The sequence below is a fragment of the Gilliamella sp. wkB18 genome, assembly GCF_001690875.1.
Lineage (GTDB): Bacteria > Pseudomonadota > Gammaproteobacteria > Enterobacterales > Orbaceae > Gilliamella > Gilliamella apicola_A.
Genome location: NZ_LZHM01000044.1, coordinates 51,400 through 67,286, shown reverse-complemented (window position 1 = coordinate 67,286; position 15,887 = coordinate 51,400). Strand labels below are relative to the sequence as shown.

At 36.5% G+C, this 15,887-nt stretch carries 10 protein-coding genes and 2 rRNA genes; all 12 read left to right on the top strand.

All coding sequences use genetic code 11. The features are described 5' to 3' along the window. Nucleotides 1-185 precede the first annotated feature (185 nt). The 12 genes from A9G48_RS04610 (at nucleotide 186) to gltP (ending at nucleotide 15,110) form a co-directional block, all read left to right on the top strand. Nucleotides 186-3,085 (top strand): 23S ribosomal RNA (locus tag A9G48_RS04610). 156 nt (nucleotides 3,086-3,241) lie between these two features. Then, a 5S ribosomal RNA gene (gene rrf / locus A9G48_RS04605) occupies nucleotides 3,242-3,357 on the top strand. A 253-nt stretch (nucleotides 3,358-3,610) separates the two neighbouring features. After that, nucleotides 3,611-4,183 (top strand): RNA pyrophosphohydrolase, encoded by a 573-nt coding sequence (gene rppH, locus A9G48_RS04600; RefSeq protein ID WP_034946981.1) that lies wholly within the window; start codon nucleotides 3,611-3,613, stop codon nucleotides 4,181-4,183. Further along, complete coding sequence (gene lgt / locus A9G48_RS04595) at nucleotides 4,180-5,049, top strand: prolipoprotein diacylglyceryl transferase (protein WP_034946978.1); 870 nt, start codon at nucleotides 4,180-4,182, stop codon at nucleotides 5,047-5,049. The genes rppH and lgt overlap by 4 nt, the downstream gene beginning before the upstream one ends. After that, a complete protein-coding gene (thyA, locus tag A9G48_RS04590) occupies nucleotides 5,046-5,840 on the top strand; it encodes a thymidylate synthase (protein ID WP_034946975.1) in 795 nt (264 codons plus the stop codon). Before lgt ends, thyA begins: the two co-directional genes overlap by 4 nt. A 185-nt stretch (nucleotides 5,841-6,025) precedes the next feature. Further along, nucleotides 6,026-6,976, top strand: a complete 951-nt coding sequence (gene lpxL, locus A9G48_RS04585; protein WP_034947088.1) for an LpxL/LpxP family Kdo(2)-lipid IV(A) lauroyl/palmitoleoyl acyltransferase — start codon at nucleotides 6,026-6,028, stop codon at nucleotides 6,974-6,976. A 45-nt stretch (nucleotides 6,977-7,021) separates the two neighbouring features. Then, nucleotides 7,022-8,104, top strand: a complete 1,083-nt coding sequence (gene rlmM / locus A9G48_RS04580) for a 23S rRNA (cytidine(2498)-2'-O)-methyltransferase RlmM (RefSeq protein WP_034946972.1) — start codon at nucleotides 7,022-7,024, stop codon at nucleotides 8,102-8,104. 21 nt (nucleotides 8,105-8,125) lie between these two features. Then, nucleotides 8,126-9,979, top strand: coding sequence for a penicillin-binding protein activator (locus A9G48_RS04575; protein ID WP_065575823.1), 1,854 nt, complete (start codon nucleotides 8,126-8,128; stop codon nucleotides 9,977-9,979). Further along, on the top strand, nucleotides 9,972-10,316 hold the full coding sequence (locus A9G48_RS04570) for a YraN family protein (RefSeq protein WP_034946966.1): 345 nt from the start codon (nucleotides 9,972-9,974) through the stop codon (nucleotides 10,314-10,316). Before A9G48_RS04575 ends, A9G48_RS04570 begins: the two co-directional genes overlap by 8 nt. A 19-nt stretch (nucleotides 10,317-10,335) precedes the next feature. After that, on the top strand, nucleotides 10,336-10,914 hold the full coding sequence (locus tag A9G48_RS04565; protein ID WP_034947085.1) for an SIS domain-containing protein: 579 nt from the start codon (nucleotides 10,336-10,338) through the stop codon (nucleotides 10,912-10,914). Nucleotides 10,915-11,012: 98 nt separating this feature from the next. Further along, nucleotides 11,013-13,712, top strand: a complete 2,700-nt coding sequence (gene gyrA, locus A9G48_RS04560) for a DNA topoisomerase (ATP-hydrolyzing) subunit A (RefSeq protein WP_034946963.1) — start codon at nucleotides 11,013-11,015, stop codon at nucleotides 13,710-13,712. An 87-nt stretch (nucleotides 13,713-13,799) separates the two neighbouring features. Then, entirely contained in the window at nucleotides 13,800-15,110 is a 1,311-nt protein-coding gene (gene gltP, locus A9G48_RS04555; RefSeq protein ID WP_034947082.1) for a glutamate/aspartate:proton symporter GltP, read from the top strand. Nucleotides 15,111-15,887 lie beyond the last annotated feature (777 nt).

Here is a 15,887-nt window from a genome sequence, read left to right as displayed (position 1 = left end):
AAAATTATTTTTGTGTTTACTTAATTTAGTTATTAAGTGAATAGAAAGATAAAGCTCTTTAACAATAAGGAACAAGCTGAAAGAAACGAGTTCTCGTTTTGCTGGAGGAATCGATATGTAAATATAGGTGACTGAAAGCGAAAAGAGAAGAAAGCGTAATTAACCAAGACAACTGTGAGTTGTAAGGTTAAGAAATTAAGCGTACACGGTGGATGCCTAGGCAATCAGAGGCGAAGAAGGACGTGTTAATCTGCGAAAAGCGACGGTGAGCTGATAAAAAGCGTTATAGCCGTTGATGTCCGAATGGGGAAACCCAATGTAGGTAACTACATTATTGTCTGATGAATCCATAGTCAGATGAGGCGAACCGGGAGAACTGAAACATCTAAGTACCCCGAGGAAAAGAAATCAACCGAGATTCCCTGAGTAGCGGCGAGCGAAAGGGGAGGAGCCCAAGCGGGTAGCATAGTATATTAGTGGAAGCGTTCAGGAAAGTCGCACTATAGAGGGTGAAAGTCCCGTACACGAAAGTATATTATGTGGAAGCTTATAGAGTAGGGCGGGACACGTGATATCCTGTCTGAAGAAGGGGGGACCATCCTCCAAGGCTAAATACTCCTGATTGACCGATAGTGAACCAGTACCGTGAGGGAAAGGCGAAAAGAACCCCGGGAGGGGAGTGAAATAGACCCTGAAACCGTGTACGTACAATCAGTGGGAGCATGTATCATTAGATATGTGTGACTGCGTACCTTTTGTATAATGGGTCAGCGACTTATATTCTGTAGCAAGGTTAACCGAATAGGGGAGCCGAAGGGAAACCGAGTATTAACTGTGCGTTAAGTTGCAGGGTATAGACCCGAAACCCGGTGATCTAGCCATGGGCAGGTTGAAGGTTGGTTAACACTAACTGGAGGACCGAACCGACTAATGTTGAAAAATTAGCGGATGACCTGTGGCTGGGGGTGAAAGGCCAATCAAACCGGGAGATAGCTGGTTCTCCCCGAAAGCTATTTAGGTAGCGCCTCATGAGTAACTGTTGGGGGTAGAGCACTGTTTCGGCTAGGGGGCCATCCCGGCTTACCAACCCGATGCAAACTCCGAATACTGACAAGTTTAATCATGGGAGACACACGGCGGGTGCTAACGTTCGTCGTGAAGAGGGAAACAACCCAGACCGCCAGCTAAGGTCCCAAAGTCATAGTTAAGTGGGAAACGAAGTGGGAAGGCTTAGACAGCTAGGATGTTGGCTTAGAAGCAGCCATCATTTAAAGAAAGCGTAATAGCTCACTAGTCGAGTCGGCCTGCGCGGAAGATGTAACGGGGCTAAAACTATGCACCGAAGCTGCGGCAGTGCACGTAAGTGCATTGGGTAGGGGAGCGTTCTGTAAGCCGTAGAAGGTATGTTGTGAGGCATGCTGGAGGTATCAGAAGTGCGAATGCTGACATAAGTAACGATAAAGCGGGTGAAAAGCCCGCTCGCCGGAAGACCAAGGGTTCCTGTCCAACGTTAATCGGGGCAGGGTGAGTCGACCCCTAAGGAGAGGCCGAAGGGCGTATCTGATGGGAAACGGGTTAATATTCCCGTACTGGCTATAACTGCGATGGGGGGACGAAGAAGGCTAGGTTATCCACCTGTTGGATGGTGGTTTAAGCGTGTAGGGGTGTGATTAGGCAAATCCGGTCACTGAGACCCTGAGGCGTGATGACGAGCTACTAAGGTAGTGAAGTAATTGATGCCAAGCTTCCAGGAAAATCCTCTAAGCTTCAGGTTATAGTTAATCGTACCCGAAACCGACACAGGTGGTCAGGTAGAGAATACTCAGGCGCTTGAGAGAACTCGGGTGAAGGAACTAGGCAAAATGGTGCCGTAACTTCGGGAGAAGGCACGCTGATGGTAATTGAACTCCCACGCGGATGTAGGTGAAATCAGTCGAAGATACCAGCTGGCTGCAACTGTTTAATAAAAACACAGCACTGTGCAAACACGAAAGTGGACGTATACGGTGTGACGCCTGCCCGGTGCTGGAAGGTTAATTGATGGGGTTATGCGAATGCAGAAGCTCCTGATCGAAGCCCCAGTAAACGGCGGCCGTAACTATAACGGTCCTAAGGTAGCGAAATTCCTTGTCGGGTAAGTTCCGACCTGCACGAATGGCGTAATGATGGCCAGGCTGTCTCCACCCGAGACTCAGTGAAATTGAATTTGCCGTGAAGATGCGGTGTACCCGTGGCAAGACGGAAAGACCCCGTGAACCTTTACTATAGCTTGACAGTGAACATTGAGCCTTAATGTGTAGGATAGGTGGGAGGCAAAGAAGCATGCACGCCAGTGTGTGTGGAGTCGACCTTGAAATACCACCCTTTAATGTTTGATGTTCTAACCTATACTTCTGAATCGAGGTAAGGGACACTGTCTGGTGGGTAGTTTGACTGGGGCGGTCTCCTCCCAAAGAGTAACGGAGGAGCACGAAGGTTAGCTAATCCTGGTCGGACATCAGGAGGTTAGTGCAATGGCAAAAGCTAGCTTGACTGCGAGAGTGACGGCTCGAGCAGGTACGAAAGTAGGTCATAGTGATCCGGTGGTTCTGAATGGAAGGGCCATCGCTCAACGGATAAAAGGTACTCCGGGGATAACAGGCTGATACCGCCCAAGAGTTCATATCGACGGCGGTGTTTGGCACCTCGATGTCGGCTCATCACATCCTGGGGCTGAAGTAGGTCCCAAGGGTACGGCTGTTCGCCGTTTAAAGTGGTACGCGAGCTGGGTTTAGAACGTCGTGAGACAGTTCGGTCCCTATCTGCCATGGGCGTAGGAAAATTGAGAGGGTTTGCTTCTAGTACGAGAGGACCGAAGTGAACGCACCGCTGGTGTTCGGGTTGTGATGCCAATTGCATTGCCCGGTAGCTACGTGCGGAATAGATAAGTGCTGAAAGCATCTAAGCACGAAACTAGCCTTAAGATGAGTTTTCCCTGAAGAGATTCAGTAAGGTTCGTTTGAGACTAAGACGTAGATAGGTCAGGTGTGTAAGTGTAGTGATACATTGAGCTAACTGATACTAATGAACCGAGAGTCTTAACCTTACAACTCGGAGTTGTTTTGTGATTACGTGAAGAGAAGCGTTTGATGACTAAGTCATCGAAATTGGATTAAATGTTGATTGAGTGGTTTGTTCCGAATTGAGAGATTGGTGTTATTATGAGATAATGAGCACTGATTGTAGAAGAGAAAAGAATATGTCTGGCGGTAATAGCGCGGTGGTCCCACCTGACCCCATGCCGAACTCAGAAGTGAAACGCCGTAGTGCCGATGGTAGTGTGGGTATTACCCATGTGAGAGTAGGGTGCCGCCAGACTTTTTAAATTATAGAGAGCCCAGCAGAGATGCTGGGCTTTTTTATGTCTATTAATTATCTTTAGAACAAGCCTTGCTATATAAAAGAATAAATACGCTTGGAATGTGAATAAATAATAATCATAATATTTAAGGGGTATAAAAAATAACTTATTTATTAGCATATTTATTCGATTAATATCATTTTACTATTTATTTATTCTTGTATGTATGAAACAATTTAGTCATATAAAAATAGATTTTTGAGGTAGTCAGTGATCGACAATGATGGCTACCGTCCAAATGTAGGAATAGTTATTTGTAACCAGCATGGCCAAGTACTTTGGGCCCGTCGTTTTGGGCAAAATTCTTGGCAATTTCCTCAGGGCGGAATAAAACAAAACGAAACTCCTGAGCAGGCAATGTTTCGTGAACTAAATGAAGAAGTAGGGTTATTACCAAAAGATGTAAAAATTTTATCTGTTACTAATGGTTGGTTGCGTTATAAATTACCTAAACGAATGATAAGATGGGAAAATCAACCTGTATGTATCGGACAAAAGCAGAAGTGGTTTTTATTACAACTAATCTCTGACACATCGGTAATTAACCTTAACATGTCCCCAAATCCTGAATTTGATGATTGGAAATGGGTAAATTATTGGTATCCTATACGACAAGTTATAGCTTTTAAGCGTGATGTATATAGAAAAGCAATGAAAGAATTCTCATTGTTTGTTTTTTCGATACAGTCTGAAATAGAGATTTCATCAATAAATAATTCTAAAAAGAAACGATTTAATTCCTTTGTTCATAAACGTAAAAATAAAAAGCGTATAAAAAAATGAATCAATATTTAAAATTTCCTAATTTTGATCCAATTGTCTTTTCAATTGGCCCAATATCACTTCATTGGTACGGTGCAATGTATTTGTTTGGTGTGCTTGGCGCATTTTACTTGGCTAAGCGTCGAGTGGACAAATCAAATAATCAATGGACATTGCAACAGGTAGAAAATTTATTATTTTGGGGGTTTTTAGGCCTTTTTATTGGAGGAAGATTGGGGTATGTATTTTTTTACAATTTCGCTACTTTTATTAAAAACCCTATAGTGTTATTTAAAGTCTGGGAAGGAGGCATGTCCTTTCATGGTGGTTTGATTGGGGCAATTTTTGTTATTGCTATTTTTGCTAAAAAGGCAAACAAAACTTTTATGCAAGTGGGAGATTTTGTTGCTCCTCTTGTACCTATTGGATTGATGTTTGGAAGATTTGGTAATTTTATTAATGGAGAGCTTTGGGGAAGAGTAACTAACTTGCCTATTGGTATGCTATTTCCTACTTCTTCTTATGCTGATTTTAAATTTGTACAATCTCACCCTGAATGGTTTTCGCTTTATTCAAAGCTAAATGGCATTTTACCTAGGCACCCGTCGCAAATTTATGAAATGGTATTTGAAGGAATAGTACTGTTTATTATTTTAAATATTTTTATTCGAAAACCAAGACCTACTGGTGCTGTATCTGGGGTATTTTTATTTTGCTATGGTTTATTTAGATTTGTTATAGAATTTTTTCGACAACCAGATGAGCAGTTAGGCTTATTTTTAAATATTATCAGTATGGGACAAATATTATGTCTACCAATGATTATTGGTGGTATTTTAATTCTTTTATTTGCGTATAGATTTAATAATAAGGCAAAAACACGATGAAACAATATTTAGTATTAATGAAAAAAATTTTAGATGAAGGTATACCTAAGTTAGATCGGACGGGTACTGGAACGTTATCTATTTTTGGTCACCAAATGCGATTTAATTTACAAGATGGTTTTCCGTTAGTCACAACAAAAAAATGTCATTTGCGCTCAATTATTCACGAGTTATTGTGGTTCTTAAAAGGCGATACCAATATTAAATATTTACAAGATAATAAAGTAACCATCTGGGATGAATGGGCTGATGAAAATGGTGATTTAGGCCCAATTTATGGTAAACAATGGCGTGCATGGGGGGCTAGTGATGGTCGCCAAATCGATCAAATATCGCAATTGATTTCACAAATTAAAAATGATCCTAATTCTCGACGTATAATTGTTTCTGCTTGGAATGTTGGAGAGCTCGAGCAAATGGCATTAGCTCCATGCCATGCATTTTTCCAATTTTATGTCGCAGGAGGTAAGTTGTCTTGTCAACTTTACCAGCGTTCATGTGATGTTTTTTTAGGATTACCATTCAATATTGCTAGCTATTCATTGTTGGTTCATATGATTGCACAACAGTGTGATTTAGACGTCGGGGATTTTGTTTGGACTGGAGGGGATACCCATCTTTATTCTAATCATATGGAACAAGCACAATTACAATTAGGTCGTAAACCAAGAAAATTACCAAAATTGGTGATTAGACGTAAACCTCCTACTATATTTGATTATAAATTTGAGGATTTTGATATTATTAACTATGATCCTTATCCTGCAATTAAAGCACCTGTTGCTATTTAACATTAAAAAAATAGAGAAATAATGAGAGCTAATTCAATAAACTTTTATTTTCTTTATTTTAACCATTATATTAATTGCAGAAAATCGTCAAAACTCCTAGAACGATTGGTTCTATTTTTTCTGTGGATTAATAACAGAATGGCATATAATAACTAACTTTGTTTAAATAAATGATTAAACTTAATATGAGTCAACATCAGGGAATTCAACCAGAATTTACTAAACGTTTATTGCATCCACGTTATTGGATAACGTGGTTTTGCATCGGTATTTTATATCTAATTGTTTTATTACCATATCCGATTATTTATTACTTAGGAAAAGGTTTAGGATTATTTTCAATGAAATTAATTGGTAAACGCAAGGAAACTGCAAGGCAAAATCTGAAACTTTGTTTTCCCGAAAAAACACAACAAGAACTTGAACGGCTATTGCGTGAAAACTTTATATCGACTGGGTTAGCAATATTTGAAACGGGTATGGCTTGGTTTTGGTCAGATAGGAGACTTGCCAAAATTTCCTCTATTGTTGGTGATTCTCACATTACACAAATACAACAATCAGGGCAAGGCGTATTACTTATTGGTATACATTTTTTAACCCTAGAGTTAGGTGCTCGAATTTTGGGAATGAGTCATCCTGGAGTTGGTGTTTACAGACCTAACGATAATCCTGTCATGGATTACATACAGCTTAAAGGGCGTTTAAAATCAAATAAATACATGATTGATCGTTATAATACAAAAGGTATGATTCGAGCATTAAAAGATGGTGAATTACTTTGGTATGCACCGGATCATGATTATGGTCCCAAAAATAGTGTATTTGCACCTCTATTTTCAGTAGAAAAAGCTGCAACAACTGTTGGTACTCGGATATTAGTTAAACTTGGACAGCCTGCAATTATTCCTTTTACACCTAAGCGCGAGAAAAATCGATGTTATACTGTTTATGTTACATCTGAGCTCAAGGGCTATCCAGTTGACGATGATATACTTGCTGCAACATTTATGAATAAAGCAATTGAAAACGAAATTTTAAGAGCTCCTGAACAATACATGTGGTTACACCGACGATTCAAAACTCGCCCAAAAGGTGAGGCTCCTTTATATACAGATAACGTACAGTCTGATTAGTATAGATATCTTTTATAGTATTGGAGAAATAATCAAAAAACAATTATGCAAAAGTTAAACAAAATTATTTTATATTGTCGTTCTGGATTTGAAAAAGAATGCGCAGCAGAGATTACAGATAGAGCTGCGCAAAAAAATATATTTGGATTTGCCAAAGTCAAAGACAATGAAGGGTATGCTATTTTTGAATGTTATCAAAGCGAAGATGCTCAAATATTAATAAAAGAATTAGCTTTTCGAACACTCATTTTTGCACGACAAATGTTTATAGTAGGCGATATGCTTGCTAATTTGCCAACAAAAGATCGTATTTCCCCTATAATTGATGTTCTAACGGGGTGTATTGATAAAGCAGGTGATTTGAGAGTCGAGATCCCCGATACTAATGAAGGTAAAGAATTGACTGGATTTTGTCGTAAGTTTACTGTCCCACTTCGTCAGGCATTACGAAATAAACAAATTTTATCAAAAATTCACGACGTATCAAAACCAGTTATCCATCTGTTTTTTATTAATAACAATAGTTGTTATGTTGGTTATTCTTATAATCAAAATAACTCCCCATTTTATATGGGAATACCTAGACTAAGGTTTCCAAATGATGCACCAAGCCGTTCTACTTTAAAACTGGAAGAAGCTTTTCATATCTTCATTCCCTATGAGGAATGGGATGAGCGACTAAAAAGTGGGTTAAATGCAGTTGACTTGGGGGCTTCTCCTGGAGGTTGGACATATCAACTAGTTAAACGTAGCATGATAGTTTATGCTATTGATAATGGCACAATGAATTCGAAATTAATGGAGACGGGACAAGTCAAACATTATCGTGAAGATGGCTTCAAATTTGAACCCAAAAAACATAATATTTACTGGTTGGTTTGTGATATGGTTGAAAAACCATCTAAAGTGACGGAATTAATTACTAAATGGCTTATTAGTGGTTGGTGTAGAGAGGCTATTTTTAATCTTAAACTTCCGATGAAAAAACGTTATGAGGAAGTAAAACAAAATCTACAATTGCTTAATGAAAAATTAAATAACAAACATATTAACGTTCAAATTCAAGCTAAGCAGCTTTATCATGATCGGGAAGAAGTCACGGTTCATGTTCAACGAATTTGGGGATAACAATTTACAAGAGAAATAGGTATGAATTTAAAATGCTCCATTTATGCCATGTTAATATTGGCATTATTTACACTTTTAGTAGGATGTACTGGAACTTTTTCAAATAAATTTTCTGATTTTGATGATAGTAAAGATTCGAAATACTATCTTTTACAAGTTGAATCTAGTTCAGGAACGGCAAAAATAAATTGGCAATTATTAGCTATTCGTGCCTTGATTAAAGAAAATAAGCTTTCCCAGGCAAATACATTATTATCTAAATTACCTTCTGATCTAAATGTAGAGCAGTTAAATGAAAAATTACTATCACAAGGTGAACTTGCTATAAAAAAAGGAAAATCATTTAAAATTAATCAATTATCTATTGAAGATTTAAACCCATCTCAACTATATCGTTATTACACAATCAAATTATCAATAGATAACAAAAATGAAAACTTAAATGCTCAATCTCATGATTACGTTGAACTAGAAAAATATGCATCTAAAAATCAGAAAAAACAAATACTCAATAGTACATGGGATTTCTTTAGTAAATTACAAGCTCAACAAATCCATCAGATAACAATTCTTGAAAGTGAAACAACTTTACAAGGTTGGATTGAGTTAAGTTATGTTTATCAAAATAATAGTAAAATATCTCAAGTACAAGAAGATGATACCGCTGAAACGATGGAAGCAAAATTTCAGCAACAAAAAGATTCATTAAAAAGAGCTATTCAAGATTGGGCTATACGGTATTCAGACCATCCAGCTAAAGGTATATTACCAGTATTAACAGGAGAGCAAACGCTTTCCGTTGATGTAAATGCAAAAAAAGTTGCATTATTATTACCGCTAAAAGGTTCTTCTAGTATATTTGGTGAAATTATTCGTCAGGGATATTTAGATGCAATAAAGATTTATCCAAAAGAGCCTCAACAAAATGTTATTGTATTGGATACTACTAGCGCTTCTATTGATGCCCTTATTCAGCAAGCTCAAGAACAAAATGTTGAATTAATTGTTGGCCCTTTGCTAAAAAGCGATGTTACAAAAATTAAACAATTAGCTTTAAGTACTCCCATTTTGGCTCTAAATAAAGTTGATAAAAGTACAAGCAACTCTAATAAAATATGCTACTTTGCACTATCTCCAGAAGATGAAGCTAGAGATGCTGCGAATCATATTTATGCACAAAATAAATTAAGACCTTTATTATTAGTTCCCCATAGCGAATTAGGTCAACGAGTTGCTCAAAGTTTTGCAGAACAATGGTCTCAAGTATCAGCGAATAGTTCACAAACATATGTGCAATATTTTGGTAATGCTAAAGCATTAAGTGCTGACATGAATCACAATATAGGTATCAAACTTCTTGGCAACCCTATTATCCTTAATGAAACGTCTGTAGTACCAGAAGGGGAATCAGACGAATTTGATGCTGTATATATATATTCTTCGTATGATGAATTAATGCTTATCAAACCTATGCTTGATATGGGGGCAAACAAACCTATTGGCAACTCATCATCTTCTGAGATTGCACTCTATTCAAGCTCTAAAAGCCATGTTGCCAATGCATCTGATGATTTTTATTATGACATGAATCAAACCGACTATGCAGAAATTCCTTTAATCATAAATCAGCTAAATTTTCCCATTGATATTCCAGATAATATACAAAAAGATTATTCATTAATGCGTTTTTATGCTATGGGAGTTGATGCTTGGCGACTTGCTAACCGTTTTAATCAATTAGATTCTTATGAACCTAATTTCTTAGATGGTCTGACAGGTAAGCTATCAACAAATAATCTTTGCGAAGTAACACGTGCATTATCTTGGCAGCAATATACATACGGTTCAGCTAAGTCTAATTCGAAGAATGAATAAAAAACAAATTGGTGAGCATTATGAAAATATTGCTTGCCAGTACTTAATTAAGCAAGGACTTAAACTTATTGCAAAAAATAGTCAATATCGCTATGGTGAGCTTGATCTAATCATGCAAGATAAAAAATGTTTGGTCTTCATTGAAGTGCGTTATCGGAAAAATGCTAATTTTGGTCATGCAGAAATGACTGTAACACTCAGTAAACAGACCAAAATTAAACAAGCGGCTCAACTTTGGATGGTAGCACAAAATTTAAATATTGAAGAAACAGAGTTTAGATTTGATGTTTTTGCCATTACTGGTAAAAACCAACAATGGATTATCAATGCGTTTTAATATTTTTTTAGGTGAAAACGTGCAAGATTTAATTAAAAATTACTTTACAGAAAGTATACAAACACAAATTGTGATGGCTGAATCATTGGGATTCTCAATTGAAAAAGCCGCTAAAATTATTGTTGAAGGTTTGCTTAGTGGCAATAAAATTATGAGCTGTGGTAATGGTTCTTCTGCTGCTAATGTGCAAAGTTTTACTTCACGATTGATTACTAGCATTGCTATAGAAAGACCAAGTATTCCTGCTTTAGCATTAGTATCTGATAACGTTTTATTAAGTGCCATTGTTAATCATGAAGAAATTTATGCCCGCCAAATTCAGGCATTAGGTCAACAAGGTGATATTTTAATTGTAGCAACTTGCCAAGGTAAAAGCCGAGCAATTATCCGCGCTGTTCAAGAAGCGGTAATTAAAGATATGAAAATTGTTGCATTAACAGCATTTGATGGTGGTGAAGTTATTGGTTTATTGGGACAAAATGATATCGAAATTAGAATTCCATCTTATAAAAAAGTCATGGCTTATGAAATGCATGCTATGATTTTAAACTGTTTATGTCAATTGATTGAAAATAATCTATTTAATCACGCTGAATAAATAGAAATAAAAATAGTTTTGTTCTGCCTTAATAATGAATATTATGCTACAATTATAAGCTGTTTTAATGAATTAAATTATTAAGAGAATTTGGTGTTATGACCGAACTAGCCAAAGAAATAACCCCCGTTAATATCGAGGACGAACTAAAATCCTCATATCTTGATTATGCAATGTCAGTTATTGTTGGTCGTGCGTTACCAGATGTGCGCGATGGTTTAAAGCCTGTACATAGACGTGTTTTATTTGCAATGCATGAAGCTGGATATGATTGGAATAAACCTTATCGAAAATCGGCACGTGTAGTTGGGGATGTAATTGGTAAATACCATCCACATGGTGATTCTGCAGTTTATGACACAATTGTACGTATGGCTCAACCGTTTTCATTGCGTTATATGTTGGTTGACGGACAAGGAAATTTTGGTTCTGTTGATGGTGATTCAGCTGCAGCAATGCGTTATACCGAAATTCGAATGCAAAAATTTGCCGGAGCATTATTAACTGATCTTGATAAAGAGACTGTTGATTTCTCGCCAAACTATGATGGATCAGAAATGATTCCTGATGTGCTACCAACTCGTATTCCAAATTTATTAATTAATGGTTCATCAGGAATTGCAGTTGGTATGGCAACTAATATTCCTCCTCATAATTTATCCGAAGTTATTAATGGTTGTTTGGCCTTTATCGAAGATGAAAATATTTCGATTGAGGGTTTAATGGAATATATTCATGGGCCCGATTTTCCAACAGCAGCATTAATCAATGGTCGAAAAGGTATCGAAAACGCATATCGTACTGGTCGTGGTATTATCTATATTCGCTCTAGAGCAACAATTGAAGTTGATGACCATAGTGGTCGTGAAACAATCATTGTTAACGAAATTCCATATCAAGTTAACAAGAAGAAATTGATTGAAAAGATTGCTGAATTGGTCAAAGATAAAAAAGTAGAAGGTATTTCTGCATTACGCGACGAATCAGATAAAGATGGTATGCGTATTGTTATTGAAATAAAACGTGATGCGGTTGGTGAAGTTGTTTTAAATAACCTTTTTTCTTTAACTCAATTACAAGTTTCATTTGGTATTAATATGGTCGCCTTGTATAAGGGGCAACCTAAGTTGTTAAATTTACGTGAGATGATTGAAGCTTTTATTCTTCATCGCCGTGAAGTTGTAACTCGTCGAACCATTTATGAATTACGCAAAGCACGCGAACGAGCTCATGTATTAGAAGGTTTAGCAATTGCACTTGCCAATATTGATCCTATCATTGAGCTCATTCGTGCTGCTGCAACACCTAGTGAAGCAAAAACTAAATTATTGAGCCAAGCTTGGCAACTTGGAAATGTTGCGGCCATGCTAGAAAAAGCAGGTAATGATGCAGCTAGACCAGAAGATTTAGCTCCAGAGTTTGGTATTCATGATGGACGTTATTATTTATCAGAAGCACAAGCTCAAGCGATTTTAGATCTCCGCTTACACCGCTTAACCGGCCTTGAACATGAAAAAATTCTTGATGAATACAAAGAATTATTGCTTCAAATTGCTGAGTTATTGCATATTTTAGCTAGCTCAGAACGTTTAATGGAAGTAATTCGTGAAGAATTAGAAAGCGTTCGAGAACAATTCCAAGATGCTAGACGAACAGAAATTACAGCGAGCAGTGCAGATATTAATATTGAAGATCTTATTGCTCAAGAAGATGTGGTCGTTACTCTTTCCCATCAAGGTTATGTAAAATATCAACCACTTTCAGATTATGAAGCTCAACGACGTGGTGGTAAAGGTAAATCTGCCACTAAAATTAAAGAAGAAGACTTTGTCGAAAAACTATTAGTTGCCAATACTCATGATACGATTCTTTGCTTCTCAAGTCGAGGTCGATTATATTGGATGAAAGTTTACCAATTGCCCGAAGCCAGCCGAGGTTCTCGAGGTCGTCCAATTATTAATTTGTTACCTCTTGAAGAAAACGAACGAATCACTGCAATCTTACCTGTTCGAGAATTTGATGATGAACATTGCGTATTTATGGCTACAGCACAAGGTACAGTTAAGAAAACATCTTTAATTGAGTTTAGTCGTCCACGAAGTGGCGGTATTATTGCGATTAATTTGCGCGATGATGATGAGTTAATCGGCGTTGATTTAACTAGCAATGATCTTTCAGCTATTGTTGATGATGAAGAACTTTATGATGATGCCATTGTTGAAGAGATTGACTCAGAAGATGATAACCTGATTGGTGAAATCTCAACGACTGAAGATATTATGTTATTCTCTGCTAATGGTAAAGTTGTTCGTTTCCCAGCCAATAAAGTTCGTTGTATGGGCAGAACGGCTGCAGGTGTACGTGGCATAAAACTTGATAGTGATGATAAAGTGGTTTCATTAATTGTACCTAGAGGTAACGGTGCAATTCTAACTGCAACTCAAAATGGATATGGTAAACGCACACAGCAAGAACTATACCCAACCAAATCAAGGGCAACTAAAGGTGTTATTTCAATCAAAGTTAGTGAGCGAAATGGTACTGTTGTTGGCGCAGTTCAAGTTGATGAAACCGATCAAATCATGCTAATCACAGATGCAGGAACACTTGTTCGTACTCGTGTTTCAGAGGTAAGTATTGTTGGCCGTAACACTCAAGGTGTCATGCTTATTCGAACAGCTGACAATGAAAAAGTTGTCGGGTTACAACGAATAGCCGAAACAGAAGATGACGCAAGTGAATCGGAGGTATCGGAAAATAATGAACGGGCTGATTCACATCAGGAATCCGAAGATTAATTATTTAATAATTTAAAAGGATTAGTCTTGCTAATCCTTTTTTATTTTAAGAACCGTGAGAAGGAATAGTATTAGATGTCATTTTTTATAAAAAAAATCTTAACAAATCTTGCATGGCAGATTTTGATTGCTTTAATTTTAGGGATCGCGGTGGGTGCTTATTTATATGAACTCTCTATTCCTAGCCATCCTTTACACTCTTATTATCAATTTTCGATAATTAATATTTTCCAACCAGCGGGCGATATCTTTATCCATTTAATTAAAATGATTGTATTGCCTATTATACTTAGCACATTAACTTTGGGTATTGCAGGTATTGGTGGTTCGAAACGATTAGGGGCACTAGGTTTAAAAACAATAGTTTATTTTGAGATTATTACAACTATTGCTATTTTATTAGGTCTTTGCTGGGGAAATATTTTTGCGCCTGGAGTGGGGATTGATCTTTCAACACTTGCTGTAGCAGATGTCAGCAAATATGAAAAAGCAGCAGGAGAATTAAGTGGAAAACCTCATGGTTTAATTGTTATGATTCTTGATATGATTCCTGCTAATATCTTTAAAGCTATGGCGGACGGTGCTGTTTTACCTGTAATTTTCTTTTGTGTCTTTTTTGGTCTTGGCTTAATGTCTTTGCCAGATAAACAACGTGAACCTTTTCTTTTCTTTTTAAAAGTAGTTTCTGATACCATGTTTAAGGTAACTAATATGATAATGCGTTATGCACCTATTGGTGTTTTTGCACTTATCACGGTAACGATTGCTAAATATGGATTTGAATCTCTACTTCCATTACTTAAATTAATTTTAACCGTCTATTCGGCAATGGTTATTTTTACGCTAGTGGTATTAGGATTTGTTTGTAAACTTTGCAAGTTTAATATTTTTACATTATTAAAAATATTGAAAGAAGAATTAGTGATCGCATTTTCTACGGCAAGTTCTGAAACTGCATTGCCTAAAATAATTGAAAAAATGGAAGCTTATGGAGCACCAAAATCGATAACTAGTTTTGTTATTCCTACAGGCTATTCATTTAATCTCGATGGTTCAACACTTTATCAAAGTATTACTGTTATCTTTTTAGCACAGTTATTCCATATAGATTTAACTATTTTGGATCAGGTTATTATTGTTATCACCTTAATGATTGCATCTAAAGGGATTGCCGGTGTGCCTGGCGCTTCAATCCTTGTTTTATCAGCAACACTAGGCAGTGTTGGTATTCCTCTTGAAGGGATTGGCTATATTATGGGGGTAGAACGTATTTTAGATATGGGGAGAACAGTAGTTAATGTGGTTGGTAATGCACTTGCAGCAATTGTTATTGCACGTTGGGAACATGTTTTTGACGATAAAAAAGCAAGGGCTTATGAACATCAGTATTTGAAATAATAAAATAATTATGTAGATTAATTTATTCAAAAAAACTACTTGTTTATCAGGTAGTTTTATGCAAAACATATATTATAGATATTAGAAATATTTTGTCATATCAATTTTCAACTTTCACTCTATCATGGTTACTCATCAGAAAAAATGGACTTTGTAATGTCTTCTTTTGTCATAAAGAGGAACTTAATTGCATAACTTAGTTGTTTAATATTTGCAAAAGCTTTTTCTATATTACTTACCTCTAAAGTAAAAAGTTCGATACCATAATTATTTATAGTTGAGGGAATTATGTAAGGTAAGTGTGATATGGCTTTAAATTAAGATGACAAGCTAAACGTTATAATAACCCCTGTTCTGATGAAATTCTTCATAAGGATTAAATTATATCTCCTCATTGAATGAATATAAAACACTAAAATAAGTAACATAATTTTCTACGTTAGTCTTGTACTTACTATGGGGTATTTACAGAACAGTTTACTTTTTAGGTTATGTTTTTCGTAAAAACATTCAGGCGTCTATACTATTTAGTGATTAATTGAGACTTCGCTGTCTCTATTTTTTTAAAACCTGTGATAACCATTATATCAATCAAAAATTTACAAAACTTACCGAGAGAGAGATAACCTTTAATTGAGATATAGTATTTAGCGATTCAAAAGATAGAAACTAAAAGTTTTAGTAATTTAGGGGAACCAACTTATGAATTTTTAGAGGTTATTTTAGTGATGAGGTATAAAAAATCCGTTATTTCCCTATAAGTTAATATTGCTATTT